We start from the raw sequence: 26,837 nt of genomic DNA, 5'->3' as shown, positions 1-26,837 counted from the left end.
TTGGTTCTACGAACCCGCAGCATATCCAAGATAGCGGCGGGTCCTGATGTCCTCAGGCCGCGATCCGCACTGTTCGAACAAAGCGCGCGACATGGCAGCACGCGAGGAAAACCCGGTTGCAGCTGCTATTTCGACCAACGACATGTCGGTCTGCCTCAGCAGGTCAATAGCTCTCTCTATACGAAGCTCTTTATACGTATGTAGAAGCGTTGCTCCTGTTTTATACAGGTATCGTCTCTGAAGTTGACGGGTCGAGGCGCCGACCGCCTTTGATAGGTCAGTGATACTCAGAGGCTCCTCGATATGCTCCAGCATGGTCGACAGAGTCAGGATGACCAGTTCGTCCCCACCAGATCTGCGAACAAGCCGATTGGCGGTCTGGCTTTCTACTGCCTGTTTTGGCTCCTCCAGACCGACATATCTGCGTACCGCATCTGCAAGATGTTCGCCATGATCCCTCGACACTAAATCGGCCAGCAGGCGCAGAGCGCTGATGCGTGTGTTGGCGCTGTGCCATCGCCCGTTGAGTGAAAGATACGTTGAGGCACCACAACTTCTTATACCATGCTCTGACGCTGCCGCCTGAAAACTGGAATGTATCGCAGCGATATGCCCGTCACAGCCGCTGGCCTGGGCCAGCAGCATCACAGCGCCCCCAACCAGTACAACCCGAGGCGCCAGGTTCAGCACCTGGGTCGCCCAATGTTTTTGCGAGCCGGTCAGATTCCAGCTGTCCTCCAGATCCCCCCAGATAACAGCCGTCCGCCCGGCCCAATACAACGGCCCACCGACCTTATCCTCGGCAAGAGCGCGCAGAGTGACAACGTAGCGCTGATTTTCCATCAAACCGTTCAGAGCCCGGTAGAAATCCAACGCCAGCTCTGCCGTCGCGCGGGATGCATTCGGGTGCAAAATGACATCAACATATTGAACCCGCTCAGACACCGCTGCAAAGGCGCTTGCCTTGTTTTCGGGTTCGTTACGCAGGACGTAGTGTTTCATATGTCATGACACTTCTGGTTTGAGTGGCAGAGAGCAGGAAGCGCTCTGCTGCCTGTGGGTACCCCCCCTTGGGGGGGTGTTTTTACTCTGCGGCTTCCATGTATTCGGTCATGGGTGGGCATGTGCAGATGAGGTTTCGGTCGCCATATGCGTTATCGACGCGGTTGACGGGAGACCAGTATTTGTCGACGCCCATGGAGCCCGGCGGGAAGCAGGCTTGTTCGCGGGTGTAGGGGCGGTCCCAGTCACCGACCAGATCGCGCACCGTGTGGGGGGCGTTTTTCAGCGGGTTGTTTTCCGCGTCGATGGTGCCGTCGATGATGTCTTGCGCCTCGGATCGGATCGAGAGCATGGCGTCGCAGAAGCGGTCCAGCTCGGCCTTGGGTTCCGATTCCGTGGGCTCGACCATCAGGGTGCCTGCCACCGGCCAGGACATGGTCGGCGCATGGAAGCCTGAATCGATCAGGCGCTTGGCCACATCGTCGACGGTCACATGCGCCGCGGCGTCCAAGGGGCGGGTGTCGAGGATGCATTCATGCGCCACACGACCGGTCTCGGAGGTGTAGAGGATGGGATAGGCATCCTTGAGCCGCGCGGCGATATAGTTGGCATTCAGGATCGCCACTTTGGTCGCTTGCGTCAGACCCGCGCCGCCCATCAGCAGCACATAGGCCCACGAGACCGGCAGAATGGACGGCGAGCCAAAGGGTGCCGCCGAGACCGGACCAACGGCGGTGCCGTATTCCGGGTGGCCGGGCAGGTGCTCAGTCAGATGCGCCTTGACGCCGATCGGGCCCATGCCGGGGCCGCCGCCGCCATGGGGGATGCAGAAGGTCTTGTGCAGGTTCAGGTGGCTGACATCGCCGCCAATGTCTCCCGGACGCGACAGACCCACCATGGCATTCATGTTGGCCCCGTCGATATAGACCTGACCGCCATGATCATGGGTGATCTGGCAGACCTCTTGCACGGTGGTCTCAAACACGCCATGGGTCGAGGGGTAGGTGATCATGCAGCCGGCCAGATGATCGGAATGCTTCTCGGCCTTGGCGCGGAAGTCGTTCAGATCGATATTGCCATTCTCATCCGCCAGAACCGGCACAACCTGCCAGCCGACCATCTGGGCCGAAGCCGGGTTGGTCCCGTGCGCCGAGGTTGGGATCAGGCAGACGTTCCGCTGACCCTGCCCCCGGGCGAAGTGATAGTTGCGGATGGTCAAGAGACCCGCATATTCCCCCTGTGCGCCCGAGTTGGGCTGCTGCGAGATCGCGTCATAGCCGGTGATCTGGCACAGCTTGTCGTTCAGATCGGCAATCATCTCGTGATAGCCCTGCGCCTGATCTTGCGGCACAAACGGGTGCAGATTGCCGAACTCGGGCCAGGTGACCGGGATCATCTCGATCGTGGCGTTCAGCTTCATGGTGCAGGACCCCAGCGGGATCATCGCCCGGTCCAGCGCCAGATCGCGGTCGGCCAGACGGCGCATATAGCGGGTGATCTCGGCCTCGGCCCGGTTCTGGTGGAAGATCGGGTGGGTCAGGTATTCGCTTTCCCGCAGCGCGTAATCGGGCAGGCGATAAGCAACGTTCGAGCTGTCATCGGTGCGGTCGATGCCGAAGGCACCCCAGACGGCCTCGATGGTCTCGGGGCGGGTCTGTTCGTCCAGGCTGATGCCCACCTTCGTCTCGCCAACCTTGCGCAGGTTCACACCACGCGCGACGGCGGCCTCCATCACTGTTGTCTGCAGGGGACCGACCTCAACCGTGATCGTATCGAAGAACACTTCCGGTTCCACGGCAAAGCCCGCCTCTTCCAGACCGGCCGCCAGACGCGAGGTCTTGCGGTGTACCGATTGCGCGATGGCCTTGATGCCATCAGGGCCGTGATAGACCGCATACATCGAGGCAATCACCGCCAGCAGCGCCTGCGCCGTGCAGACATTCGAGTTCGCCTTCTCACGCCGGATATGCTGTTCGCGGGTTTGCAGCGACAAACGGTAGGCCTTGTTGCCGCGGCTGTCGATCGACACACCGATGATCCGGCCCGGCATCGAGCGCTTCAGCTTGTCGGTGGTCGCCATATAAGCCGCGTGCGGGCCGCCATAGCCCATCGGCACACCAAAGCGCTGGGTTGAGCCGATGGCGATATCCGCGCCCATCTCACCCGGTGACTTCAGCAGGGCCAGCGACAGGATGTCAGCGGCCACGATGGCAATGGCTTTGTGTTCATGCAGCGCCGCGATTTCCGATGTGAAGTCGCGCACATGGCCGTGGGTGCCGGGATATTGGAAGATCGCGCCAAAGACCGCGCCCGCATCCAGCGTATCGGGATCGGCGACTTGCACGTCGATGCCCAGAGGTTCGGCGCGGGTTTTGATCACCGCGATAGTCTGCGGGTGGCAGTTCTTGTCGACAAAGAAGGCCGCGTTATTGGCTTTCGAACGCCCGCCGCGCTTGGCCATCGCCATGGCTTCGGCAGCTGCTGTGGCTTCGTCCAGCAAGGACGCGTTCGCCACGTCCAGCCCGGTCAGGTCGCTGACCATGGTCTGGAAGTTCAACAGCGCCTCAAGACGGCCCTGGCTGATCTCGGGCTGATAGGGCGTATAGGCGGTGTACCAGGCCGGGTTTTCCAGGATGTTGCGCAGGATCGGCGCAGGCGTCGTGGTGCCGTAATAGCCCTGACCGATCAGCGAGGTCAGAACGGTGTTCTTGCTCGCCACCTCTTTCATGTGAAAGAGCGCATCGCGTTCCGTCATCGCCGGACCCCAGTCCAGCGGCTCTTTCTGGCGGATCGCGGGCGGGACGGTGGCGTCGATCAGCTGGTCCAGCGTCTTGAAGCCGATCACCTTGAGCATGTCGCGCATCTCGGTCGGGCTGGGCCCGATATGGCGGCGGTTGGCGAAGTCATAGGCTTCGTAATCGGTCAATTTGAAGGCCATCGTTGCGCTCCTGTGAATAAGTCAGGTCGGGCGGAGACCGCGCAGGCCTCCGATACATGACGAGCCGGTCCGGCCCGAATGGGCGGAGCCCCATACAGGGCTCCGGTCTGGATCAGCCGATGAAGGCCTTGTAGCCGGCCTCATCCATCAGATCTTCCAGCTGCGACGCGTCGGTGATCTTGATCTTGTAGATCCAGGCCTCGCCCTCGGGGTCTTCGTTCAGCGCGCCGGGATTGTCGGCCAGCGCTTCGTTCACTTCCGTGATCTCGCCATCGACCGGCGCATAAAGTTCCGAGGCCGCTTTGACGGATTCGATCACGCCGATCTCGCCGTCTTTCTCGAACTCGTCGCCCACTTCCTGCTGCTCAACAAAGACCACTTCGCCCAGCTGTTCAGCCGCGTGTTTGGTGATGCCCAGCGTGGCGGTGTCGCCCTCGACCATCAGCCATTCATGCTCTTCGGAATAATAGGTTGCCATGTCTCTCTCTCCTGGCTTCAACGCTTGTAATTCTGGGTGACAAAGGGCAGCGCCACAATCTGCGCCGGTTGCGCCTTGCCCCGGATGATCAGGTTCACCTTCTCGCCCGGCTCACCGTGACCGGCGGACACGTAGCCCATCGCAACCGGGCCACCCACCGTGGGGCCAAAGCTGCCCGAGGTGATCCGACCGATGGTGTTGCCACTGCTGCACTGGATCTCGACACCCTGACGCGCCGGGGCGCGGCCATCGGGTTTGATGCCCACCAGCTTGCGCGCGGCACCCTCGGCCAGTTCTTTCTGCACGCGATCGGCACCCGGGAAGCCGCCCTCTTCCTTGCGGCGCTTCTGAATGGCCCAGCCAAGGCTGGCTTCAATCGGCGAGGTGCTCTGGTCAATGTCATTGCCATAGAGGCACAGACCCGCCTCAAGCCGCAGGCTGTCGCGCGCGCCCAGACCGGCCGGCTCACAATCCTCATGCGCCAGAAACGCCTTGGTGATCTCAATGGCCTTGTCCTCGGGGATCGAGATCTCATACCCGTCCTCACCGGTATAACCCAGCCGCGAGATACGGCATTCGACGCCGTTGATATCCGCCACGGTGGTTTCCATGAACTTCAACTCGCGCACCGCAGGGCAAAGCTCACCCACCACGTCTTCGGCCTTGGGACCCTGCACCGCCACCAGCGCCCGGTCGAAGATCTCGGTCACTTCAACGCCGTCCAGGTTCGCCTGCATATGTGGAATGTCCTGATGCCGCAGCGCCGCGTTCACCACCACAAAATAATGATCCCCCGCGTTCGACACGATCAGGTCATCCATGATCCCACCGTCTTCGTTGGTAAAGAACCCGTACCGCGCCTTGCCTTCCTTCAGCGTCGCATAAGCCTGCGGGCACAAAGCTTCCAGCTTCTCCCCCACATTCTCACCCCGCAAAATCACCTGACCCATATGAGACACATCAAACACCGCCGCCTTCTCACGACACTGCTTATGCTCCCCCATAATCCCCAACGGATACTGAACAGGCATCTCCCATCCCGCAAAATCAACCATCTTTCCACCCAACTCAACATGAAGAGAGTACAAGGGAGTGCGTTTTAGTTCAGACATAATTCCAACCTTTCGATTAGCGGCACTGATCGCGAACAACCATGACGTTGCAATGTGCATTGCGCACGACTCGGGCCAGGTTCGGGCCAATTTCATAGTTCGGGAAGTCGCCCTTGGTGGAGGCCATGACAATCAGGTCAAACCCCTCTTTGTAGGCGAGTTTCAGGATTTCACGGTAAACGCTGCCTTCTTCGATATGGATCGCCACATCGGAGGCATCAGTGTGATCCAGAATGGCCTGAACCGCGCTGCGGACATGATCCTTGGCACCAGCGCCATAGTTCGCGGGCAGGTTCGGCAGCTGGATAATCTCGGGGATGACAGCGACGGCGTGCAGTTCGGCACCGTAGAACTTCGCCTGTTCTTGCGCCAGTGGCAGGGCGTTTGTCCACGACCGGTCATCGGTGTGATCAATGGGCAGCAGGATTTTCGTCGCCATCATGTCTCTCCTCGTGACTTAGAGTTTTGTTTCGAGGCCGGGGGGCCGGGATGGCCCCCCGGTCATTTCATCCCAGACTACTCGGCAGGTGTTGCGTCCGGCTCTTCGGACTTGCCGCCCGAGGCGAAGAACTCTTTCGTCAATTTGAAGACGATCGGGCTCAGCAGGGCCAGGGCGATCAGGTTAGGAATAGCCATCATGGCGTTCAGCGTATCTGCCAGCAGCCAGATGAAGCCCAGATCTGCAGTTGCGCCGAAGTAGATCATAACGATCCACAGAATGCGGTAGGGCAGCAGCGATTTGACGCCCAGCAGGAACTCGACACATTTCTCGCCGTAGAACGACCAGCCAAGAATGGTGGTGAAGGCAAAGATCGACAGAGCGATGGCGATCAGATACCCACCGATGCCCGGCAGCGACAATTCGAACGCGGCCGAAGTCAACGCCGCACCGGATTCACCCGATGTCCAGGCACCCGACGCGATGATCGCCAGACCGGTGATCGAGCAGACGATGATGGTGTCGATGAAGGTACCCAGCATCGCGATCAGGCCCTGATTAACCGGACCTTTGGTCTCGGCCGCGGCATGTGCGATCGGGGCGGAACCCAGACCGGCTTCGTTCGAGAAAACACCCCGTGCCACACCAAAGCGGATGGCGGCCCAGACGGCTGCACCGGCAAAGCCACCTTCGGCGGCGGACGGGGTGAAGGCGTGAGTGAAGACCAGCGACAGGGCAGAGCCGATGTTGCCGATGTTGATTAGCAGAACCAGCAGGCCGGCGATGATGTAGGCGATGGCCATGAACGGAACAAGTTTACCGGCAACCGCACCGATGCGAGTGATGCCGCCCAGGATCACGGCTGCGGTCAGGACCATGAGAACCAAGCCGGTGACCGAGGTGTTCAGGCCAAAGTTGGCTTCCAGAACCTGCGCCACGCCGTTTGCCTGCACGCCGTTGCCGATGCCAAAGGCCGCAACAGCGCCGAACAAGGCAAATGCAACGCCCAGCCAGGCCCATTTCGCGCCGAGGCCGTTCTTGATGTAGTACATCGGGCCGCCGACAAAGTTACCCAGCTCGTCCTTTTCACGGTATTTCACCGCCAGAACAGCTTCGGCATATTTGGTGGCCATGCCCACCAGGGCGGTCATCCACATCCAGAACAAGGCGCCTGGACCGCCCAGGAAGACAGCAGTGGCCACACCAGCGATGTTACCTGTACCGATGGTTGCCGACAGCGAGGTCATCAGCGCGTTGAACGGGCTGATCTGCCCTTCGCCCTGACCTTCCCGGCCTTTGAACAACAGGCTGAAGCCCGTGCCAATGCGCAGGATCGGCATGAATTTCAGCCCGACCTGCAAGAAGAAGCCGACGCCAAGGATGAGAACCAGCATCAGCGGCCCCCACACGACGCCATTGATGGCCCCTACGATTGAATTTAACGCTTCCATGGTATTCCTCCCTAGTGCGTCTGGTTATGCCCCGGCGGCATTTGCTCGTTGGCGAGCTTGCTTGAGAGCGGCAAAGTCTTCGTCCGCGTGGAACGACGAACGGGTCAGCGGGGTGGCCGACACGTGCAAAAAGCCCTTGGAGCGCGCGATCTGCTCCAGCTGGGCGAACTCTTCCGGTGACCAGAATCGGTCGATCGGGTGATGTTTCGGGGTCGGTTGCAGGTATTGCCCGACTGTCAGGAAATCGACATTTGCGGCGCGCAGATCATCCATCACTTGGCGGACGTCACTGAGGCTTTCGCCAAGGCCGACCATCAGGCCGGATTTCGTAAAGATCTCAGGGTTTGCGCGCTTGGCGTCGTCCAACAGGCGCAAAGACGTATAGTACCGCGCGCCGGGACGAACCGTCGGGTAAAGATTCGGCACAGTTTCCAGATTGTGGTTGAAAACGTCCGGCGCTGCTTCAAATACCAGATCTGCAGAAGTCCCTTTTCCCAAGAAGTCCGGAGTTAGAACTTCGACGGTAGTTTCAGGGTTTTGGTGACGCACTGCTCGGATGGTCTGCGCGATGTGTTCGGCACCGCCGTCTTCCAAATCATCACGATCGACCGATGTGATCACCACATGACGAAGCCCCAGCTTTTTTACAGCGGCCGCAACACGGCCCGGTTCGAACACATCCAATGCGTCCGGCCGACCAGTGGCAACATTGCAGAAGGAACAACCACGGGTGCAGACCTCGCCCATGATCATCATGGTGGCGTGACGTTTGGACCAGCATTCGCCGATATTCGGACAGGCGGCTTCTTCGCAGACCGTGGCGAGGTTATGCTCTCGCATCAAGCGACGGGTCTTATAATACTCGGCGCCATCGCCCTTTTTCTTGCGAATCCACTTAGGCTTGCGCGGAATGACGCTGTCGGCTTTTTTGGCCTTTTCGGGGTGGCGGGGGCGAAGCTGGATGGTCATCTGGTGGCTCCTTCTTACGCGTGGATCGCGCGATCCATGGCGTCGAGGCAGGCTTCTTTGACCGCCTCGCCCATGGCTGGGTGCGCATGACAGGTGGAGGCGACCTCGGACACGGTTGCGCCTTTGGTCATGGCCAGAACCAGTTCGGCAATCAGCTCACCGCCATGGGCACCGCAGATATGCGCACCCAGGATTTTGCCGTTCGGGTCCGCCAAAACCTTGACCGCGCCGTCGGATTCACCTGTCGACCGCGCGCGCGAGTTGGCCATGAACGCGAATTTGCCGACTGCGTATTCGGCACCGGCTTCTTTCAGCGCCTCTTCAGTCACACCGACCGAGGCAACCTCAGGGTCGGTGTAAACGACGCCCGGCACGGTGTTGTAGTCGACATGGCCGCCCTGCCCTGCCAACATCTCAACGCAGGCAACGCCATCTTCCTCGGCCTTATGGGCCAGCATCGGTCCGGGGACGCAGTCCCCGATCGCATAGATGCCGGGAACCGATGTGCGGAAGCTGTTGTCAACTTGAACAAAGCCGCGCGGGTCAAGAGCTATCCCCAATTCTTCCAGCCCCAACCCGCGCGTGACGGGCCGGCGTCCGACGGCGATCAGAACCTTGTCGGCTTCGATCACCGCTTCCTTGTCTTTGCCGACCCGGTCCAGAGTAAGCGTCAATCCGGTTTCAGACTTTTCAATGGCCTTCAGCGCGCGTCCCAACTGGAACTTCAGGCCGCGTTTGATGAGCGCGCGCTGCGCCAGTTTCGCAATCTCGCCGTCGATACCGGGCAGGACACGGTCCAGATACTCAACCACTGTGACCTTGGCTCCAAGACGCGCCCAGACCTGACCCAACTCAAGCCCGATCACCCCTGCCCCGACGACAACCAGATGATCCGGCACCGTGTCCAGCGCCAAGGCACCGGTTGAGCTGAGAACATCCTGCTCATCGATCTCGATACCGTTCAGCGGTGTCGGCTCAGACCCTGTGGCGATCAGGATATTCTTGGCCTCATAGATGTCGTCGCCAACCTGCACCTGCCCGTCGGCGGGAATGCTGGCCCAGCCTTCGATCAGCTCAACGCCGTTCTTCTTGAATAGAAAACCAATGCCCTTGGTCAGATCGCCAACGATCTTGTCCTTGCGCCCCATCATCGCGGGCACGTCGATGCTGGCCCCCTCAACCGCAACGCCATGGGAGGAGAGATGTGCAAGCTCGGCATATTTGGCCGAGGAGGTCAGCAACGCTTTGGAGGGGATGCACCCCACATTCAGACAGGTTCCGCCCAGCGCCCCACGCCCTTCCACGCAAGCCACTTTCATACCCAGTTGAGCCGCGCGGATCGCAGCAACATAACCGCCGGGGCCGCCCCCGATGACGATGAGATCGTAAATGCTCATTGGGTGTTCTTTCAGTAGATTGGATAGTTGGCGCACAAGTCGCGGACTTTTTCGCGAGTCTCTGCCTCGACAGCGGCATTGCCTTCGGGCGTCTCGCGCAGGGCATCCAGAACGTCGCCAATCAGGTGGCCAATCCGGGTGAACTCCTCCGGGCCAAACCCGCGGCTACATCCAGCGGCCGTTCCCAGCCGAATGCCGCTCGTGATCGTCGGTTTTTCCGGATCACCCGGAACACTGTTTTTGTTGCAGGTGAACCCGGCCCGCTCCAGCGCGGCCTCGGCGTCTTTTCCGGTCACGCCAAGCGGCCTCAGATCGACCAGCATCAGGTGGTTTTCCGTGCCGCCCGAAACGATGTCACATCCCCGCGCCATCATCACATCGGCCAGCGCCGCCGCGCTGTCCACGACGCGCTGCATATAGTCCTTGAACTCAGGTTTCAGTGCTTCCCCGAATGCGACGGCTTTACCGGCGATCACGTGCATCAATGGGCCGCCCTGAAGCCCGGGAAACACAGCCGAGTTGATCTTTTTAGCCAGCGCCTCGTCATTTGTCAGGATGATCCCGCCACGCGGACCGCGCAGTGTCTTATGCGTCGTCGACGTCACGATATGCGCATGGCCGATCGGCGAGGGATGCAGCCCAGCCGCAACCAGGCCCGCGATATGAGCCATGTCAGCGAGCAGCCATGCACCAGCTTCGTCGGCAATTTCGCGGAACCGCGCGAAATCGATTTTTTGCGAATAAGCCGATGCGCCTGCGATGATGAGCTTCGGCTTTTCTGCTTTGGCCAGTTCAGCGACCTGATCATAATCGATCAGGCCTTCACCGGTCAGACCATACTGGATCGGGCGGAACCATTTGCCAGACTGCGCGGGTTTCGCGCCATGGGTCAGGTGACCACCTGCGTCCAGCGACATGCCCAGAATGGTGTCACCGGGCTGCAGCAACGCCAGTTTGACTGCACCATTGGCCTGAGCCCCGGAATGCGGCTGGACGTTCGCGTATTCGCAGCCGAACAGCTTTTTGAGCCGTTCGATTGCCTCAACCTCGACTTCATCCACATACTCGCAGCCGCCATAGTAGCGACGACCGGGGTAGCCTTCTGCATATTTATTCGTCAGCACGGAACCCTGCGCATCGATCACGGCCTGCGAGACGATGTTCTCGGATGCGATGAGCTCGATCTGCTGAGCCTGGCGCTGGCGCTCGCGATCAATCGAAGCGGCGATGATCGGGTCAGCATCCTTAAGCGATGTTGTGAACATATTTTCCTCTCTCGCGCTCGAATCTCAAGTACGAAACTTTGTTTCCTATAGGGGAATTTTGTAAAAGATGGCAATACCCATCTCAATTTTGTGAAGTTGTGTCAGGTCGTGGAAATCGTTAACCTACGGAAAACCAGGGAGGTTTCTATGGTCGATGACAGCCTGAATGACGCCGTCGGACCGGAGGAAGAGGATGACGGCGCAGCCTTGGGACGCACGATCCGAGACGCACGCCGTGCCAAAGGGTGGACGTTGGAGGAAGCCGGGCGCGCCGCGGGAATCGGTCGTTCGACGCTGTCCAAGATAGAAAACAACCAGACACGGCCAAGTTTTGATATCGTGCGGCGATTGACTCAGGCGCTGGATATGAGCACCCCGCAATTGTTCCTGCAATCAGGTCAAACTGGGATCGCGGGTCGACGGGATTTCACCCCAAAAGGTGAAGGTGAGATGCGGGACACCCCCACCTATCTGCACGAGCTTTTGTGCCCGGAACTGACCAGCAAACGCATGCTGCCTTACATTGCGACCATCAAAGCCCGCGATTTATCCGAATTCGAGAACTGGATCAGGCACAGTGGGGAAGAGTTCCTGTATGTCATCAGCGGAGAGCTGACCTTTCTGTCCGAACACTATCGCCCCCTGCCGATGAAAGCTGGGGACTCACTGTATTACGACAGCGGCATGGGGCATGGCTGTATCTCGACCAGCGAAGAAGACGCTCGCGTTTTGTGGGTGTCCTTGGAGTAAGCCGCCCGGATCACCCCTGCGATTCAACAAGCACCTTCAGGTTCGACAAACCGCGCTCGTAGTCGCCACCGACCCAACTATCCATCATCAGGCCCATCCAGCGCGACATGGGATTGAGGCCCAGATTAGTTTCAAAACCCCAAGTGACCTGAGTCTGCCCACCTTCGGGCTGCAGGACAAACGCAGCCATTGCCGTCCCCATCGGGCCGAAATCAAGCGCCGTGCGGACGGTTTCGTTTTCAATGCTCTCAACAATCTCCTGCGATCCGGTGCCAACTTGAGGGTGGTCCGAACTCCAGTTCAGGGTGTTGCCAACTCCGGCCTCCGGACCGGAATAGGACAGTTTGGTTTCGGGATCGCGATGCAGCCACGGGGACCATTGTTCGGTCTCTTGCATGGAGTTCACGTAAGGAAAGATCGCCTCAGCCGGGGCGTCGATGGTGATTGAACGAGACACCTCGGCCTTTCCAGGCAGCAGATAAGAGACGCCCACAAGCGCCACGACAATCACAAGCAGAAAGACAAAAAGACGTTTGATAAATCTCATGGGTCCGATCCGATTCCAAAAATACTATTTGACGGGATCATATCAAAAAATGGCCCGGAATCAGAGGTCTGATCCGAGCCATGTTCAATGTTCCTGATGGGACAGCGTCGGAACTACGGCTGATAGGGCAGCGATGAGTGGTGCAAGACAATTCGCAGCACGCCATCGGCGTCTTTCTTGTAACCAAAACTTTTGTCGACCTGCGTCACGTTCCCGTCCTTATTGGTCAGGATGACGGCGCCCATCCACATGGCTACGTCGCCTTCTACAAAACTGGCCGAAGTGACGCTTTCCATCTCGCGCCAACCTTTGATCCCAAAACCGCCGTCCAACGGGTAGACGTCGTCATGACCAACGAAATAGGCCAGCGCACCGTGGCGTGTCGGGCGAAAGGTCTGATCTCCTGATGCAAGTGTCGGCTTGAACAAAACCGGACCCAGATTGTAGCCATAGGCCGCATCCAGAACGGTTTCGGCAACCTGTCGTGCCGCGTCAATGCCACCTTCCTCGTAGGCTTTTGAGATTGCAATCAATCCATCGCCCCAGGCCACGCGGGCAGCAGTCAGTTCGTCAGCAGTGATCGACATAACTCGGTCCTTTTCCGTTGGTTTCGATGGTAAGTGTCAGCATGACGGTTTCATTTCAAGGGTGGCTGCGTCGATTTGCGCGCGCTTATTGCCTCACATCCGGAAACAAGCCTGAATTCACTGAAAATTCGAACCATTCTTGTGGCCAGGGGCAAGGTTTTGCAAAGGAATTCCCGACCAATATCTGGTCTACGCCGTGGGGGCGACAGAACTAGGGTGAATGTGGTGGAAAAAATACTCACGCTTGAACATACAGAAACGGTGCGGCTGGACCCGGACAGGTTGAGCGGCCTGTACCGGCAATTGGGTGACAAGAACGCACTGGACGTTCTGTGCCGCACGGTCGAGGAACTCGCCGTGCGCCTGTCGAATTGCGAACGGTTCTGGCGGAAACGCGATTGGGACAATCTGCGCAAATGCTCGAAATCACTGGTGGCGATCGCCGATCAGATCGGGATGACGGCGCTGGCAAGGGTTGCCGGCGATGTTTCGCAATCGGTTGATGCCGGGGATGCGGTTGCCGCCGGGGCGACGCTTGGGCGGCTGATCCGCATCGGCGAACGGTCTTTGACCGCGATTTGGGATCAGCAGGACCTGTCTGTCTGACGGGGGTTGCAGGCGGATCGCGGGTGACTAGTCTGGGCGCAAAGTCAAACAATCGAGACATCCATGCCCCTCAGCTTTGCCGAACCGACCGATCCTTTTGTCCCGCTTCATGTCATCGCCCAACCTGATCTGGACGCTTGGTTAGCGGATCAGCCCGAACATGTTGGCCGCTGGGTCGTGGCAAACGGGTTCACCGCTGCGCTGGGTCAGACACTGTTGGTGCCCGATGACGCAGGCGGTACCACTTGTGCGCTTGCAGGTTACGGGACCGAGTCAAAACGCACGCGCAAACGCTTTGCCTTGGCCACCGTGGCCGAGTCACTGCCCGAAGGCACCTATAAGATTGTATCTGGCCTTGATGCGAGCCGGGCTGAGATCGAATGCCTGGGCTGGCTGCTCACTGGATACACGTTCGACCGCTACGCAAGCCAATCCCCCGCAAAGGCACGGTTGATCGTGCCAGATGGTGTCGATGCTAAACGCATCGAAGCGATGGCCAATGCCGAGGCGCTGACCCGTGATCTGGTCAACACGCCCGCCTCGGATATGGGACCCGAGCACCTGCAACAGGCCATTGAAACACTGGCGGAAGAATTCGGCGCATCCTGCAAGACCATCCTGGCTGATGCGCTGTTGGAACAGAACTTTCCCATGATCCACACTGTGGGGCGCGCAGCGGATCAGGCCCCGCGATTGATCGAGATGAATTGGGGATCGGTTGGCCCAAAGCTAACGCTTGTCGGCAAAGGCGTGTGCTTTGACACGGGTGGGCTGAACCTGAAGCCCGGTGCCTCGATGGGTTTGATGAAAAAGGATATGGGTGGCGCGGCCAATGTCTTGGGTCTTGCCCGGATGATCATGGCGCTGAACCTGCCCCTGCAATTGAGGGTGCTGATTCCGGCGGTCGAGAACGCGGTGGCGGGCAATGCCTTCCGGCCCGGCGACATCCTGACCTCGCGCAAGGGGCTGACGGTTGAGATCAACAATACCGATGCCGAGGGGCGGCTGGTGCTGGCCGATGCGCTTGCGCTGGCGGATGAGGGCAACCCCGATCTGGTAATCTCGATGGCAACTCTAACTGGGGCGGCGCGCGTTGCACTGGGCCCCGATCTGGCCCCGTTCTACACGGATGACGATCAGACCGCAGCCGCACTGTCGGACGCCGCGCAACGCTCGGCCGATCCGGTTTGGCGGTTACCCTTCCACACGCCTTATGAGGCAATGATCGAACCCGGCATCGCCGATCTGGACAATGCGCCTTCGGGCGGGTTTGCGGGGTCCATCACCGCTGCCCTGTTCCTGCGCCGCTTTGTCGAGAACAGCGCCTACATGCATTTCGACATCTACGCATGGCAGCCCAGCAAATCGCCCGGACGCAGCAAGGGGGGGCTGGGCCAGGGCCCCCGCGCTATCCTCGGCGCACTGCCGGAGATATTGGGCCTATGACCCGGCTGCGCGTCATCCAGCCTGTGATCGACCTGCTGCGCCAGCCAGACGGTCCACGCGACCGGCAATTGCTTTACGGCGACACGGTCGAGGTTACGGACGAGAAAGACGGGTGGAGCCGGATCACAGCGGATAAGGACAACTATTCCGGCTGGGCCCGCTCAACGCATCTCGGCCCGAATGTCCCGCATACTCATATGATCACAGCCCCCGCAACTCATGCCTATGAGCAGGCGGATATGAAGACGCGCGATCTGACCTCGCTGAGTTTCGGCAGCACTGTGCAAGCCCTGTCAGAAACCGAGAGGTTTGTGGAAACCGAACTGGGGTTCGTACCAGCGGTGCACACCACCCCAATCGCTGAGGTGCAACCCGATCCGGTGGCAGTGGCCGAGCTGTTTCTGGGCACGCCCTACCTATGGGGAGGCAACAGCCGGCTCGGGATCGATTGTTCGGGTCTGGTTCAGGCCGGGTTGCTGGCCTGTGGTATCCCCTGCCCAGGCGACAGCGGGGATCAGGAACAGGCTGTGGGCACTGCTCAGCCAGAGGATACAGAGCCCTTGCGCGGTGACTTGCTGTTTTGGAAAGGCCACGTCGCCTGGGTCTCAGGTCCCAATACGCTGCTTCATGCGAATGCGTACCATATGGCGGTGGCCTATGAGCCAATGGATCAGGCGATTGCGCGCATTCTGGCGCAAGGCGACGGACCTGTGACCGCTCATAAACGGCTCTAATCCGGAGAAACTGAGCGGATCAACTTACGCTCCAACACACGCAACACCGTGCGCAGGTCGTGGCCGCGTTTCAGGATGCGCCCGTCCATACCAACAACAGAATACATCCCCTGTTTCTGCCGCAGGCGCGGATGCTTTTCGATGCGATAGATCGGGTGTTCGGCTGTGCGCCGGAAGATCGAGAAGATTGCCGTATCGCGCAGGTTGGATATTCCGTAGTCGCGCCATTCTCCGGCGGCGACCATCCGACCATAGACAGACAGGATATGGGACATCTCGCGCCGGTCGAACGCGACGGGCATCTGGGCCGAGTTTGCAGAGAACCGGCTGGGAGGCTGCATATTCATATCTCAAGCCTTGCCGGAAATCGCGCCTGAATCAAGCCTGATGCGCATCAACGCTGTATTTCCCTATCGCCGCCCGATCTGTCGACAGATCAGGATCACCGGCAACAAGCCAACGGCCAGAATGACCAGCGACGGCACGGCAGCCCCTTCGAGCCGTTCGTCCGAGGCCAAGCGGTAAGCCTGCACCGCCAGTGTATCAAAGTTGAACGGGCGCATGATCAGGGTCGCGGGCAACTCTTTCATCACATCGACGAAGACGATCAGCAAAGCGGTGAGCAGCGATGGGGTCAGAATGGGCAGATGGACCCGCCGCAGCGTTCCCAACGGAGTTTGGCCCAAAGACCGAGCGGCGGCGTCCATATTGGCGTGAACTGTGCTCTGCCCGCCTTCATACGCGCCCAGTGCGGCAGCCAGAAACCGCACCATATAGGCCGCGACCAACAGCCAGATAGACCCTGTAACCAACAAGCCGGTCGAGATATCAAAGGTCTGGCGCATCCAGGCGTCCAGTGCGTTGTCAAACGCAGCGAAGGGCACAAGCAGCCCAACCGCAATCACACCGCCGGGCACCGCATATCCCAGCCGAGCCAGATAAGCCGCGCTGGTCGAGGCGCGCCCGGGTCTGAGGCGCTGAAAGAACCCGACGCTGACCGCCGCCGCTACAGTGACCAGAGCCGCGGTGCCCGCCAGGATCAATGAGTTCTGGATGAACCCAAGGTACCGGTCCGACAGCAGGTTCTGTTCAGACTCCAATCCCATGTCGACCAGAATGAGAACCGGAAATACGAACCCAAACAGGACAGGCACTGCGCAAAGAAGAAACGCTCCAAGGGCGCGCCACCCGGTCAGATGCGCGGTGGGGTGCGCCACATGGTGTTTGCCGCTTTGATGATACTTTGCCTTCCCGCGCAACGTTCGTTCAGCCACGGCCAGCATCAAGGCAAACCCCAACAAACATAGCGCCAGTTGCGCGGCCCCAGCGCGATCACCCAGCGAAAACCAGCTTGTGTAAATGCCGGTCGCAAAAGTCTGAACGCCGAAATAGGAGACGGTTCCGAAATCCGCGATGGTCTCCATGATTGCAAGCAGCACCCCGCCCGCAATCGCCGGGCGCGCCATGGGCAACGACACACGCCGAAACGCCAGCCACGGATTGTTCCCCAAGGCGCGCGCCGCCAGAAACGCCGTAGCGCTTTGCTGCAGAAACGCGGCGCGGGCCAGCAGGTAGACATAAGGATAAAGTACAAGGATCAGCATCGCCGCCGCACCCTCGGTCGAGCGGATCTCGGGGAACCAATAGTCGCGCGGGCCCCATCCCGTCACGTTACGCAGGGTAGTCTGTACGATGCCTGGGTGATCCAGAACAAAGGTATAGGCGTAGGCAAGCACATAGGCCGGAAAGGCCAACGGCAGGACCAGCGCAATCTCCAGCAATCGTAAACCGGGGAACCGAGTCATTGTCACCAGCCAGGCGGCGCCGGTTCCGATACAAAACGTGCCGATAGCCACCAATATGACCAGAATAATCGTGGTGACTGTATACCTGGGCAATACCGTCTCGGCCAAATGCGTTATTGCATCGGTCCCACCGGTCAGCGCAGCCAGAACAACCGCGATCATCGGCAACAGGCACGCCCCAGCCACGACGTAGGCCAGCCCGGCCAAAAGCCGGGTCCCGCGCACGCCGCGGTTTCGCGATCCGTTTTCAGAATAGTCGATCTGGGTCATTGCCCCGCTGCGTTGATGCCGAAGACTTCGCCTTTAATCGACCAAAACGCTCGGAAACACCAGTGTGCGGGCAACAAATCTGCGACACATACTGCCGCAGACCTTACTCATAAACCCGCTGGTCCTCGATCACCAAACCGTCTTTGGGCAGGGAACCAGGGGCGACTACCTCGATCGCGCCTTTCAGCTTCAGCACTTCGGCCACGGATTTGGCATAGGCCATGTCATCGCCGCCGGGGCTTTCGATCTGGACAGTCATAGTGTCCATCTCACCCTGCCGCGCGGCAATCACGCGGGCTTTGACGATCTCGTCATGCTTTTCGACCAAAGCGGCGACCTGTTCAGGGCGCACGAACATCCCCTTGATCTTGGTGGTCTGGTCGGCACGACCCATCCAGCCTTTGATCCGCATATTGGTCCGGCCACAGGGCGAGACACCCGGCATCAGGGCCGACAGATCCCCGGTGGCAAAGCGGATCAGGGGATAGTCGGGGTTCAACGAGGTCACGACCACCTCACCCACCTCACCCAAGGACACAGGAATGCCGGTTCCGGGGGTCACGATCTCGACGATCACATGCTCGTCGATGATCATCCCTTCCATCGCGGCGCTTTCATAGGCGACATTGCCCAGATCCGCTGTGGCATAGCATTGCAGGCAGGAAATCCCGCGATCCGCATAGTCCTGACGCAGTGACGGGAACAGTGCCCCGCCACCCACGGCGGCTTTGGAGAACTTGAGTTCGACCCCCATCGCATCAGCCTTGTCCAGGATGACCTTCAGGTAATCGGGGGTGCCCGCATAGGCGGTACATCCGATATCGCGCGCGGCGGTGACCTGTAGTTCGGTCTGGCCGGTTCCGGCGGGCAGGACGGCGGCACCAACCGCGCGCGCGCCGCTTTCAAAGATCATGCCAGCCGGGGTCAGATGATAGCCAAAGCAGTTCTGAACGATATCGCCCACGCCAATGCCAACCGCATTCAGGAAGCGACCCATGCGCCACCAGTCGTGATCGGTATTGCCGGGCTCGTAGATTGGCCCCGGCGACTGGAACACGTGATGGAACTGATGCGCTGGCTTCACGGTGAACCCGCCGAATGGCGAATGGGCGGCCTGCGCGCGGGTCAGGTCTGACTTGCGTAGAACCGGCAACAGGGGCAAATCTTCGGCAGAATTGACCTTGTTAGTGTCTATTTCAGCAAGATGCTCCGCAAAACCGGATGCGGATGCCACCTGCACCAGCTGCGCCCGCAAAGCTGCGGCCTGATCCGAGGCGCGCTGATCGGCAGAGCGCGTTTCGAGTGTGTCGAAATAGGTCATCGCCATATCCTCCATCAGATCACAACCACCGCTTGCGGCGACGATAAGACCGCACGTCTCGAAAGCTCTTGCGGCCGTCCTCGGACATGCCGAGGTAGAACTCTTTCACATCGGGATTTTCACGCAGCTCAGCCGCTGGGCCATCCATCACGACGCGACCGGATTCCAGAATGTAGCCATAATGCGCAAAGCGCAGCGCAACATTGGTGTTCTGTTCGGCCAGCAGGAAGGACACGCCTTCTTTCTCGTTCAAATCCTTCACGATGCCGAAAATCTCTTCTACCAGCTGCGGCGCTAGACCCATCGAGGGTTCGTCTAGCAGGATCGTCTCGGGCCGTGACATCAGGGCCCGGCCCATCGCGACCATCTGCTGTTCCCCGCCCGAGGTATAGCCGGCCTGCGACCGGCGACGCTCTTTCAGGCGTGGAAAGTAATTGTAAACAAGTTCCAGATCCTGCTGGATCGCGGCACTCCCGTCCTTGCGGGTATAGGCGCCGGTCAGCAGGTTTTCTTCGACTGTCAGGTGTTCAAAACAGTGGCGGCCTTCCATCACCTGGATAACGCCCTTTTCAACCAGATCAGCCGGATCGCTTTCATGTACGCTTTGACCGCGATACTTGATCGTGCCTTTGGTCACCTCGCCGCGTTCGGAATGCAGCAGGTTCGAAATCGCCTTCAGCGTCGTGGTTTTGCCCGCGCCATTGCCGCCCAGCAAAGCCGTAATTCCGCCCTTGGGCACAGTCAGGCTGACGCCTTTCAACACAAGGATCACATGGTTGTAGATCACCTCGATATTGTTGACCTCAAGCAGGGTTTCCGCCTGTACATCTGTGGTTTGTGCCGCATCCAGCATCAGCGCGTATCCTCATGCCTGCCCAGTAAGGGCGGTTCGTGAGGAGCGGCAAGCAACCTGCCGCTCCGTTTGTCTGGGGCGCCCAGGAATTCCCGGGGCGCGCGCTCAGTTTCTTACTCGCAGCGCTGCGAGATGTTGTTTTCAGCCGCGTATGCGCCCGAATCTTCTTCGATCAGGGCATTGATCACTTCGGCATCGGTCGGTTTGAAATCCTGAACCGAGTTCCACGTGCCTGCTGCTGCATCCCACTGAACGACGCCGACAAGGCCGGGACCACCGTGGTTTTCACAGCTGACCGAGAATTCGGGGCCGAAACCAGACATGCCCAGCGCTTCCATCTTGGCGTTGGTCATCTCCAGCGCTTCCATGCCGTCGCGCATCATCGATGCGTCGATTTCTGCAGTGCCGTGCATGTCCTGTGCGGTTTTCACCGCTTCGGCAGCCAGCATCGCAGCATAGAGACCACGGTTATACTGCACCGTGCCCAGCTGATCACCCGCGCCTGCGGCTTTGCCCGCATCGACAACATATTTCTGCAGATCGGCGTAAACAGGGTAGTCGTCGCCCAAACCGGTGAAGGTCAGCGCCTTGTAACCGGTGGCTTTGTCACCCGCAGGCTGCACGTCGAATTCCGCACCGGACCACCAGACGCCAATGAAGTTCTCCATGGGGAAGCGGATGTTGGCGGCTTCTTGCACCGCAACCTGGTTCATCACGCCCCAGCCCCACATGATCACATAGTCGGGCTTCTCACGGCGGATTTGCAGCCACTGAGACTTCTGCTCTTGCCCTGGATGATCCACCGGCAGCAGGGTCAGGTCATAGCCGTGCTTTTCGGCTAGCGTTTCCAGCGTACGGATCGGTTCCTTTCCATAGGCCGAGTTGTGATAGACCAGAGCAATTTTCTTGCCACCAAGATCTCCGCCATTCTGATCCAGCAGATAGTTGATCGCGCCCGAGGCACCGTTCCAGTAGTTGGCGGGGTAGTTGAACACGTGGCTGAACACTTTGCCGTTCGCGGCCGACGTCCGGCCATAACCCATCGTGTGAAGCGGGATACCATCTGCAGTCACTTTGGGGATCAGCTGATAGGTGATACCGGTCGACAGCGGCTGATACACCAACGCGCCTTCGCCCTTAGTGGACTCATAGCATTCCACACCTTTTTCGGTGTTATAGCCGGTTTCACATTCCAGAACGCGGGCCGGAACACCGCCGATCCCACCGTCCCGCTCGTTCAGCAGGGTAAAGTAGTCAGCATAGCCATCCGCAAACGGGATACCGCCCGCCGCATAAGGTCCCGTCCGATAGCTGAGTGACGGGAATACGAGGTCGGCCATGACCGGACCTGCGGCCATCACGGCGCCCAGCGCCAGGGTTGCCAGTTTCTTGTTCATCGGGTGTCTCCTCCCTTGGTTAGTCCGATGTTGGGTTTCGGGCTTGAGCTGCCCGTCTTTTGATTGGGCCGGTCCTTTAGTGCGGGAACGGCCAGAGTCTGAGTTTTTCTTTCGCGACGCGCCACAGCTGTGCTAGCCCATGCGGTTCGAGGATCAGGAACATGATGATCAAAGCACCAACGATCACCAGATTGAGGTGCGCCACGATATCGGTGGGCCAACCCAGCAGATCAACGCCAACCAGTTTCAGAACAACCGGCAGCAACACCAGGAATGCGGCCCCGGCAAAGGATCCGAAGATCGAACCCAATCCACCGATGATGACCATGAACAGCACTAGGAATGATTTCTGGATGCCAAAGACTTCACCAACCTCGACCGCGCCAAGATAGACGGCAAAGAACAGCGCTCCGGCCACGCCTACGAAGAACGAGCTGACGGCAAAGGCGGTCAGTTTTGCCTTGAGCGGGTTCACACCGATGATCTCGGCTGCGATATCCATATCGCGGATCGCCATCCATGTCCGGCCTGTGGTGCCGCGCGTCAGGTTACGGGCGACAATGGCGCAGACCGTCAGAAAGATCAGGCAGAACAGATAGGTCGCCCATGCGGGCGCGTTCGGCCCGGTGATGATGATGCCAAACACATCGCGCTCTGGCGCATTGATCTGACCCGAGGCCGAGTAGTTGTAGAACCACGGCACCCGGTTGAACAGCCACACCAGAAAGAACTGTGCCGCCAGTGTGGCCACGGCAAGATAGAACCCTTTGATCCGCAGCGAAGGCAGGCCAAACAGCACGCCAACAATCGCGGTTATGCCACCTGCCAGCAGAACATGGATGAACATGCTGACATCGGGGAACGCCGTCATCAGCTTGTAGCAGGCATAGGCCCCAACGGCCATGAAACCCCCGGTCCCCAGGCTGACCTGTCCGCAATAGCCGACCAGAATGTTCAACCCAATCGCGGCAATCGCATAGATCAAGAAAGGCAGCAGCAGGGCGTTTGCCCAATAGTCGTTGATGATGAACGGAATGATGCCAAACGCCACCGCCAGCACGACATAGTAGCGATACCGGTCAAACTTGATCGGGAAGGTTTGGCTGTCGGCAATGTACGAGGTTTTGAAATCCCCGGCCTCACGATAGAACATGCGTCACTTTCCCCATTGTTCCTGTGCCCGACCCCGGGCAGCAGCATCCAGTTGATTGGACCCTTTGGCATATCCGCTCGCCTCGGACGCGCGGACCAGTTTCATGTAAGCCATGATGCCGGTGACCAGCCCGGCAAAAGCCAGGATCGCCGCCACGACCAGTTGACGATCGCTCAGATCATCCGAGGTAACGGCGATGTACCCAAACGCCCAGAACCCGGCCCATGCGATAACGTTGACGATGGCGATCAGCTTGTGCATGGCTAAACCCTCTCAATGATCTTCTCACCGAACAGGCCCTGAGGCCGGAACACGAGGAAGATCAAAGCCAGCACATAGGCAAACCAGTTCTCGGTCGCACCGCCGACTAAGGGGCCAATGGCGAATTCGAACAGCTTCTCGCCCACCCCGATGATCAGCCCGCCGACGATGGCACCGGGGATCGAAGTGAAGCCACCCAGCATCAGCACTGGCAGAGCCTTGAGCGCGATCAGCGACAGCGAGAACTGCACGCCCGATTTGGTGCCCCACATAATCCCGGCGACCAGAGCGACGAAACCGGCGACTGACCAGACCATGATCCAGATGAAATTCAGCGAAATCCCAACCGACAACGCCGCCTGATGGTCATCCGCCACGGCGCGCATCGCCCGACCCTGTTTTGTGTACTGGCTGAACGCGACCAGAGCCGCCACCAGAAGCGCCGCGATGATCGTCGCCACGATGTCCAGATTGTCGATGAAGAAGCCGTAATCGAAAATCTGGAAGGTCGTCTCATCAATCCACAGGTTGATTCCCTGCGGCAACCCAACATCCAATGTCTTGATCTCGGAGCCCCACATCAGGTCGGCCACACCCTCAAGGAAATAGGCCAGACCAATGGTGGCCATGAACAGAATGATCGGCTCCTGCCCGACCAGATGGCGCATGACGAAGCGCTGCACAGCCCAGGCCAACAACACCATCACCGCCATGGTCAACAGGATCGCCAAAAGCGCAGGCACGTTCCAACCAAAATAGTGGATCTTCGTCCCAAAAATCGCATTGATCAGGTGGGCAAAAGGCACCTGTCCCTTCATGATCCCGACCAGCGTCATCGCCGCAAATAGGGCCATAACCCCTTGGGCATAATTGAAAATCCCCGAGGCCTTGTAGATCAGCACAAAGCCCAGCGCGACCAATGCGTAAAGCACCCCGGCCATCAGACCGTTGAGGATGACCTCCATCGCAAATACGAGTTGTTCAGGCATAGGTGCCTCCCCAATTGACTACCCCGATGTCAGTCATGGCTGACCCCCAGATAGGCGTCGATGACCTCTTGGTTGTTGCGCACCTCATCGGGTGTGCCGTCCCCAATTTTCTTGCCGTAATCCATCACAACGACCCGGTCGCTCAGGTCCATAACCACGCCCATGTCGTGTTCGATCAGAGCAATGGTGGTGCCAAATTCGTCATTCACGTCGAGGATGAAGCGGCTCATGTCCTCTTTCTCTTCGACATTCATGCCCGCCATGGGCTCATCCAACAGCAACAGCTTCGGCTCTGCGGCCAGAGCACGCGCAAGCTCAACCCGCTTCTTCAACCCGTAAGGCAGGCGTGACACAGGCGTCTTGCGGATGTGCTGGATCTCGAGGAAATCGATGATCCGCTCAACCGCCTCACGATTCTCGGTCTCTTCGACTTCGGCTTTCCCCTTCCACCACGCCTGTTGAAGGATATTGGTCTTCATAAAGCTCAGACGCCCGGTCATGACGTTGTCCAGAACGCTCATGCCTTCGAACAAGGCGATGTTCTGGAACGTCCGCGCAATGCCCTGCTGCGCCACCTCAAAAGGCCGCATTTGCGGGCGCTTGGCTCCGTGAAACCAAACCTCACCTTCCTGCGGGACATAAAACCCCGAGATCACATTCAGCATAGAGGACTTGCCGGCCCCGTTCGGCCCGATAATGGCACGGATTTCGCCCTCACGAATATCGAACGAGATATCCTTGATCGCCACCACGCCGCCAAATCGCAGGGTGATGTTCTTCATCTCCATCACCACACCGCCGATCTTGCGGCCGTCTTCGGTGACATATCCTTCGGAATGATCCAGCATCAGCCTCTCCCAGACTTACGCAAAAACGGGACGGCGGGCGGGGCGATGACCGCAGGTCGAGCGGCGCTCGAACGGCCCATCATTCCGCCGCAACCTTGTGCTGCGCGACCGACACAACCGGCGCATCAACGATCTCGAGCGTCGCTGAAATCGACCCTTTGCGCCCATCCTCATAGGTCACCTCGGTCGTGGTCGAAACGCTCAAGGACCCGTCATAAAGCGCGGCAATAATGTCGTGGAACTTGTCCTCAACAAAGCCGCGACGCACCTTGCGGGTCCGGGTCATCTCGCCATCATCAGCATCCAGTTCCTTGTGCAGAACCACAAAACGATGCACCTGACAGCCCGACAGCATCTCATCCGCTGCGACCGACTTGTTCACCTCTTCCACGTGGGCCTTAATCGTCTCTAATACACGCGGATGGCCCGCCAGCTCCTGGTATGACGCATAAGCCACGTTGTTGCGCTCGGCCCAGTTTCCGACCGCCGTCAGGTCGATATTGATGAAGGCCACGCAACGATCCTTGCCGTTCCCGAACAGCACAACCTCAAGAATATCAGGATAGAACTTCAGTTTGTTCTCGACATATTTCGGCGCAAACATCGACCCATCAGCCATCTTGCCCACGTCCTTGGCGCGGTCGATGATCCGCAGATGACCTGAGTTCTCCTCGATGAACCCGGCATCCCCGGTCGCAACCCAACCCTCAGCATCCTTGGTCGAGGCCGTCGAGTCTGGGTTGTTATAATATTCGACAAACACACCGGGCGAGCGGTAGTGGATCTCGCCACTGTCGTCGATTTTCAACTCGACCGCAGGGGCCGGAACACCGACCGTATCTGCCCGCACCTCGCCATCCGGCTGTTGGGTGATAAAGACGGTTGCTTCGGTCTGACCATAGAGTTGCTTCAGGTTGATGCCCAAAGAGCGATAGAAGTCAAAGATTTCCGGCCCGATGGCCTCACCCGCCGTGTAGCCTACGCGGAACCGTCCGTACCCAAGCGTATCCTTCAACGGGCCGTAAACCAGCATATTGCCCAGCGCGTATTTCAGCTTGTCGCCAAAGCCCACCGACTTGCCGTCCAGCAACAGCCCGCCGACCTTCTTGGCATGGGCCATGAAGTAATGGAACATATTGCGCTTAAGCTTGTCCGCATCCTCCATCCGGATCATCACGTTGGTCAGCTGGGTTTCGAACACGCGCGGCGGAGCAAAGAAATAGGTCGGCCCGATTTCGCGCAGGTCCGTCATCATCGTATCAGCGCTTTCGGGGCAGTTCACGCAGAAGCCACACCAATAGGCCTGACCGATCGAGAAGATGAAATCTCCCACCCAGGCCATGGGCAGATAAGAGAGAATATCCTCATCTCGAGTCAGATGATCGAATTCAGCCGAGTTCTTTGCGCTTTCAATGACATTCCGGTTCGACAGCACCACGCCTTTGGGCTTACCCGTCGTACCCGAGGTATAAAGCATCACGCAGGTATCGTCATAGGTGATCGCTGCGATGCGCTTGTCCAACTCGGTATCGAACCGCGCATGCCCAGCGCTACCTTCGGCCATAATGTCCTCAAGCGCGTTCATCTGGGAGTGGTCATACTTCCGCATCCCGCGCTTATCAGTATAGAGGATGTGTTTGACCTGATGCAGGTTTTCCTGAATCTCGACGACCTTGTCGACCTGCTCCTGATCGCCACAGACGACATATTTCGCGCCGCAGTGTTCTAGCACATAGGCCATCTCTTCAGCGACCGAGTCCTGATACAGAGGCACCGGAACCGCGCCCACCATCTGCGCGGCCACCATTGACCAGTAATGCGCCGGGCGGTTGCGGCCTATGACAGCAATGTGGTCGCCTTTTTCAACGCCCAACTCCAGAAAACCCAGCGCGATGGCGCGGATTTCCTTGGCCGCTTCTGCCCAGGTCCAGCATTGCCAGATCCCGAATTCCTTTTCCCGATAGGCCGGGGCATCCCCGAACTGGGTCGCATTGCGGTGTAACAGCGCCGGAAGGGACTGCATCCCTTCAGCGCCCGACTGCGTCTGAGCCAATCTTTCTCTCCTCCCCATCCGACCCCTCCCCGGGCCGGAACCGGCAGGCCGGGATCACGCCCCGAATGCCGATGCCCCGATAAGGGACGCACGAAAGATCGACGTCAAGTTTTGCCTGATGTTTTCTCAATTCTTACGAATTGTAACAGGAGTGCACCGCAAACCG

25 protein-coding genes are annotated in these 26,837 nt (G+C 59.1%); 4 read left to right on the top strand and 21 right to left on the bottom strand.

All coding sequences use genetic code 11. The features are described 5' to 3' along the window. Positions 1 to 6: 6 nt before the first annotated feature. The 9 genes from ACR0JE_RS06705 to glyA all read right to left on the bottom strand — a co-directional run bounded on the left by ACR0JE_RS06705 (position 7) and on the right by glyA (position 11,051). On the bottom strand, positions 7 to 1,002 hold the full coding sequence (locus ACR0JE_RS06705; protein ID WP_480863594.1) for a helix-turn-helix domain-containing protein: 996 nt from the start codon (positions 1,000 to 1,002) through the stop codon (positions 7 to 9). A gap of 82 nt (positions 1,003 to 1,084) precedes the next feature. Beyond that, entirely contained in the window at positions 1,085 to 3,940 is a 2,856-nt protein-coding gene (gene gcvP, locus ACR0JE_RS06700; RefSeq protein WP_480863593.1) for an aminomethyl-transferring glycine dehydrogenase, read from the bottom strand. Positions 3,941 to 4,052: 112 nt separating this feature from the next. Beyond that, the gene (gcvH, locus tag ACR0JE_RS06695; protein ID WP_170430849.1) at positions 4,053 to 4,418 is read right to left on the bottom strand and encodes a glycine cleavage system protein GcvH; all 366 of its coding nucleotides are present in this window, start codon (positions 4,416 to 4,418) and stop codon (positions 4,053 to 4,055) included. A gap of 17 nt (positions 4,419 to 4,435) precedes the next feature. Next, positions 4,436 to 5,530: a glycine cleavage system aminomethyltransferase GcvT gene (gcvT, locus tag ACR0JE_RS06690; RefSeq protein WP_480863592.1), complete on the bottom strand. Its 1,095-nt coding sequence runs from the start codon at positions 5,528 to 5,530 to the stop codon at positions 4,436 to 4,438. A gap of 16 nt (positions 5,531 to 5,546) precedes the next feature. Next, positions 5,547 to 5,969 carry a universal stress protein gene (locus tag ACR0JE_RS06685; RefSeq protein WP_480550561.1) on the bottom strand — a complete coding sequence of 141 codons (423 nt, stop codon included), beginning with the start codon at positions 5,967 to 5,969 and terminating at the stop codon, positions 5,547 to 5,549. A gap of 77 nt (positions 5,970 to 6,046) precedes the next feature. Next, the gene (locus ACR0JE_RS06680; protein ID WP_480863591.1) at positions 6,047 to 7,420 is read right to left on the bottom strand and encodes an alanine/glycine:cation symporter family protein; all 1,374 of its coding nucleotides are present in this window, start codon (positions 7,418 to 7,420) and stop codon (positions 6,047 to 6,049) included. A 24-nt stretch (positions 7,421 to 7,444) separates the two neighbouring features. Continuing rightward, positions 7,445 to 8,389 (bottom strand): lipoyl synthase, encoded by a 945-nt coding sequence (gene lipA / locus ACR0JE_RS06675; protein ID WP_480863590.1) that lies wholly within the window; start codon positions 8,387 to 8,389, stop codon positions 7,445 to 7,447. A 14-nt stretch (positions 8,390 to 8,403) separates the two neighbouring features. After that, positions 8,404 to 9,786, bottom strand: a complete 1,383-nt coding sequence (lpdA, locus tag ACR0JE_RS06670) for a dihydrolipoyl dehydrogenase (protein WP_480863589.1) — start codon at positions 9,784 to 9,786, stop codon at positions 8,404 to 8,406. Between the two features lie 11 nt (positions 9,787 to 9,797). Further along, the gene (gene glyA, locus ACR0JE_RS06665) at positions 9,798 to 11,051 is read right to left on the bottom strand and encodes a serine hydroxymethyltransferase (RefSeq protein ID WP_480863588.1); all 1,254 of its coding nucleotides are present in this window, start codon (positions 11,049 to 11,051) and stop codon (positions 9,798 to 9,800) included. 147 nt (positions 11,052 to 11,198) lie between these two features. On the opposite strand from glyA, the gene ACR0JE_RS06660 reads away from it, so the two are divergent. Further along, positions 11,199 to 11,801, top strand: a complete 603-nt coding sequence (locus ACR0JE_RS06660) for a helix-turn-helix domain-containing protein (RefSeq protein WP_480863587.1) — start codon at positions 11,199 to 11,201, stop codon at positions 11,799 to 11,801. A 10-nt stretch (positions 11,802 to 11,811) separates the two neighbouring features. On the opposite strand, the gene ACR0JE_RS06655 is transcribed toward ACR0JE_RS06660, so the two are convergent. Further along, a complete protein-coding gene (locus tag ACR0JE_RS06655; protein WP_480826209.1) occupies positions 11,812 to 12,348 on the bottom strand; it encodes an SRPBCC family protein in 537 nt (178 codons plus the stop codon). A 113-nt stretch (positions 12,349 to 12,461) separates the two neighbouring features. Further along, the gene (locus ACR0JE_RS06650; RefSeq protein WP_480863586.1) at positions 12,462 to 12,935 is read right to left on the bottom strand and encodes a phosphoribosyl-AMP cyclohydrolase; all 474 of its coding nucleotides are present in this window, start codon (positions 12,933 to 12,935) and stop codon (positions 12,462 to 12,464) included. Between the two features lie 216 nt (positions 12,936 to 13,151). On the opposite strand from ACR0JE_RS06650, the gene ACR0JE_RS06645 reads away from it, so the two are divergent. The 3 genes from ACR0JE_RS06645 to ACR0JE_RS06635 all read left to right on the top strand — a co-directional run bounded on the left by ACR0JE_RS06645 (position 13,152) and on the right by ACR0JE_RS06635 (position 15,721). Continuing rightward, positions 13,152 to 13,541, top strand: a complete 390-nt coding sequence (locus tag ACR0JE_RS06645; protein WP_480863585.1) for a hypothetical protein — start codon at positions 13,152 to 13,154, stop codon at positions 13,539 to 13,541. Between the two features lie 63 nt (positions 13,542 to 13,604). Next, positions 13,605 to 14,987 carry a leucyl aminopeptidase family protein gene (locus ACR0JE_RS06640; protein WP_480863584.1) on the top strand — a complete coding sequence of 461 codons (1,383 nt, stop codon included), beginning with the start codon at positions 13,605 to 13,607 and terminating at the stop codon, positions 14,985 to 14,987. Beyond that, a complete protein-coding gene (locus ACR0JE_RS06635) occupies positions 14,984 to 15,721 on the top strand; it encodes a C40 family peptidase (protein WP_480543606.1) in 738 nt (245 codons plus the stop codon). The genes ACR0JE_RS06640 and ACR0JE_RS06635 overlap by 4 nt, the downstream gene beginning before the upstream one ends. Here ACR0JE_RS06635 and ACR0JE_RS06630 read toward each other — a convergent pair. The 10 genes from ACR0JE_RS06630 to ACR0JE_RS06585 all read right to left on the bottom strand — a co-directional run bounded on the left by ACR0JE_RS06630 (position 15,718) and on the right by ACR0JE_RS06585 (position 26,641). Continuing rightward, entirely contained in the window at positions 15,718 to 16,068 is a 351-nt protein-coding gene (locus tag ACR0JE_RS06630) for a DUF2794 domain-containing protein (RefSeq protein ID WP_353009256.1), read from the bottom strand. The two genes, ACR0JE_RS06635 and ACR0JE_RS06630, sit on opposite strands and share 4 nt — an antisense overlap. A 63-nt stretch (positions 16,069 to 16,131) precedes the next feature. Next, positions 16,132 to 17,796: an ABC transporter permease gene (locus ACR0JE_RS06625; protein ID WP_480863583.1), complete on the bottom strand. Its 1,665-nt coding sequence runs from the start codon at positions 17,794 to 17,796 to the stop codon at positions 16,132 to 16,134. Positions 17,797 to 17,899: 103 nt separating this feature from the next. Then, positions 17,900 to 19,117, bottom strand: coding sequence for a phenylacetate--CoA ligase family protein (locus ACR0JE_RS06620; RefSeq protein ID WP_480863582.1), 1,218 nt, complete (start codon positions 19,115 to 19,117; stop codon positions 17,900 to 17,902). A gap of 19 nt (positions 19,118 to 19,136) precedes the next feature. Then, entirely contained in the window at positions 19,137 to 19,970 is an 834-nt protein-coding gene (locus tag ACR0JE_RS06615; RefSeq protein WP_170534149.1) for an ABC transporter ATP-binding protein, read from the bottom strand. Between the two features lie 113 nt (positions 19,971 to 20,083). Next, entirely contained in the window at positions 20,084 to 21,367 is a 1,284-nt protein-coding gene (locus tag ACR0JE_RS06610; RefSeq protein ID WP_480826204.1) for an ABC transporter substrate-binding protein, read from the bottom strand. Between the two features lie 76 nt (positions 21,368 to 21,443). Further along, a complete protein-coding gene (locus ACR0JE_RS06605; protein WP_480500931.1) occupies positions 21,444 to 22,520 on the bottom strand; it encodes a branched-chain amino acid ABC transporter permease in 1,077 nt (358 codons plus the stop codon). 3 nt (positions 22,521 to 22,523) lie between these two features. After that, on the bottom strand, positions 22,524 to 22,781 hold the full coding sequence (locus ACR0JE_RS06600; protein ID WP_480863581.1) for a hypothetical protein: 258 nt from the start codon (positions 22,779 to 22,781) through the stop codon (positions 22,524 to 22,526). A gap of 2 nt (positions 22,782 to 22,783) precedes the next feature. Continuing rightward, the gene (locus ACR0JE_RS06595) at positions 22,784 to 23,770 is read right to left on the bottom strand and encodes a branched-chain amino acid ABC transporter permease (RefSeq protein ID WP_480863580.1); all 987 of its coding nucleotides are present in this window, start codon (positions 23,768 to 23,770) and stop codon (positions 22,784 to 22,786) included. Between the two features lie 29 nt (positions 23,771 to 23,799). Next, a complete protein-coding gene (locus tag ACR0JE_RS06590) occupies positions 23,800 to 24,618 on the bottom strand; it encodes an ABC transporter ATP-binding protein (RefSeq protein WP_480863579.1) in 819 nt (272 codons plus the stop codon). 79 nt (positions 24,619 to 24,697) lie between these two features. Then, the gene (locus ACR0JE_RS06585) at positions 24,698 to 26,641 is read right to left on the bottom strand and encodes an AMP-binding protein (RefSeq protein WP_480863736.1); all 1,944 of its coding nucleotides are present in this window, start codon (positions 26,639 to 26,641) and stop codon (positions 24,698 to 24,700) included. Positions 26,642 to 26,837 lie beyond the last annotated feature (196 nt).

The organism is Ruegeria sp. H3, assembly GCF_056533095.1.
Note: the sequence above shows the minus strand (reverse complement) of the source record. Positions and strands in the feature narration are given on the sequence as shown.

Excerpts from the sequence above, each read along its gene's own strand:
- ACR0JE_RS06615 (WP_170534149.1), bottom strand. The coding sequence starts at position 19,970 with ATGCTGGATGCGGCACAAACCACAGATGTACAGGCGGAAACCCTGCTT.
- ACR0JE_RS06655 (WP_480826209.1), bottom strand. The coding sequence starts at position 12,348 with ATGAGATTTATCAAACGTCTTTTTGTCTTTCTGCTTGTGATTGTCGTG.
- gcvT (WP_480863592.1), bottom strand. The coding sequence starts at position 5,530 with ATGTCTGAACTAAAACGCACTCCCTTGTACTCTCTTCATGTTGAGTTG.
- ACR0JE_RS06590 (WP_480863579.1), bottom strand. The coding sequence starts at position 24,618 with ATGCTGGATCATTCCGAAGGATATGTCACCGAAGACGGCCGCAAGATC.
- ACR0JE_RS06650 (WP_480863586.1), bottom strand. The coding sequence starts at position 12,935 with ATGTCGATCACTGCTGACGAACTGACTGCTGCCCGCGTGGCCTGGGGC.
- lipA (WP_480863590.1), bottom strand. The coding sequence starts at position 8,389 with ATGACCATCCAGCTTCGCCCCCGCCACCCCGAAAAGGCCAAAAAAGCC.
- ACR0JE_RS06640 (WP_480863584.1), top strand. The coding sequence starts at position 13,605 with ATGCCCCTCAGCTTTGCCGAACCGACCGATCCTTTTGTCCCGCTTCAT.
- ACR0JE_RS06585 (WP_480863736.1), bottom strand. The coding sequence starts at position 26,641 with ATGCAGTCCCTTCCGGCGCTGTTACACCGCAATGCGACCCAGTTCGGG.
- ACR0JE_RS06620 (WP_480863582.1), bottom strand. The coding sequence starts at position 19,117 with ATGACCTATTTCGACACACTCGAAACGCGCTCTGCCGATCAGCGCGCC.
- gcvH (WP_170430849.1), bottom strand. The coding sequence starts at position 4,418 with ATGGCAACCTATTATTCCGAAGAGCATGAATGGCTGATGGTCGAGGGC.
- ACR0JE_RS06610 (WP_480826204.1), bottom strand. The coding sequence starts at position 21,367 with ATGAACAAGAAACTGGCAACCCTGGCGCTGGGCGCCGTGATGGCCGCA.
- ACR0JE_RS06600 (WP_480863581.1), bottom strand. The coding sequence starts at position 22,781 with ATGCACAAGCTGATCGCCATCGTCAACGTTATCGCATGGGCCGGGTTC.
- ACR0JE_RS06625 (WP_480863583.1), bottom strand. The coding sequence starts at position 17,796 with ATGACCCAGATCGACTATTCTGAAAACGGATCGCGAAACCGCGGCGTG.
- ACR0JE_RS06595 (WP_480863580.1), bottom strand. The coding sequence starts at position 23,770 with ATGCCTGAACAACTCGTATTTGCGATGGAGGTCATCCTCAACGGTCTG.
- glyA (WP_480863588.1), bottom strand. The coding sequence starts at position 11,051 with ATGTTCACAACATCGCTTAAGGATGCTGACCCGATCATCGCCGCTTCG.
- ACR0JE_RS06685 (WP_480550561.1), bottom strand. The coding sequence starts at position 5,969 with ATGGCGACGAAAATCCTGCTGCCCATTGATCACACCGATGACCGGTCG.
- ACR0JE_RS06630 (WP_353009256.1), bottom strand. The coding sequence starts at position 16,068 with ATGAATATGCAGCCTCCCAGCCGGTTCTCTGCAAACTCGGCCCAGATG.
- lpdA (WP_480863589.1), bottom strand. The coding sequence starts at position 9,786 with ATGAGCATTTACGATCTCATCGTCATCGGGGGCGGCCCCGGCGGTTAT.
- ACR0JE_RS06680 (WP_480863591.1), bottom strand. The coding sequence starts at position 7,420 with ATGGAAGCGTTAAATTCAATCGTAGGGGCCATCAATGGCGTCGTGTGG.
- ACR0JE_RS06660 (WP_480863587.1), top strand. The coding sequence starts at position 11,199 with ATGGTCGATGACAGCCTGAATGACGCCGTCGGACCGGAGGAAGAGGAT.
- gcvP (WP_480863593.1), bottom strand. The coding sequence starts at position 3,940 with ATGGCCTTCAAATTGACCGATTACGAAGCCTATGACTTCGCCAACCGC.
- ACR0JE_RS06605 (WP_480500931.1), bottom strand. The coding sequence starts at position 22,520 with ATGTTCTATCGTGAGGCCGGGGATTTCAAAACCTCGTACATTGCCGAC.
- ACR0JE_RS06635 (WP_480543606.1), top strand. The coding sequence starts at position 14,984 with ATGACCCGGCTGCGCGTCATCCAGCCTGTGATCGACCTGCTGCGCCAG.
- ACR0JE_RS06705 (WP_480863594.1), bottom strand. The coding sequence starts at position 1,002 with ATGAAACACTACGTCCTGCGTAACGAACCCGAAAACAAGGCAAGCGCC.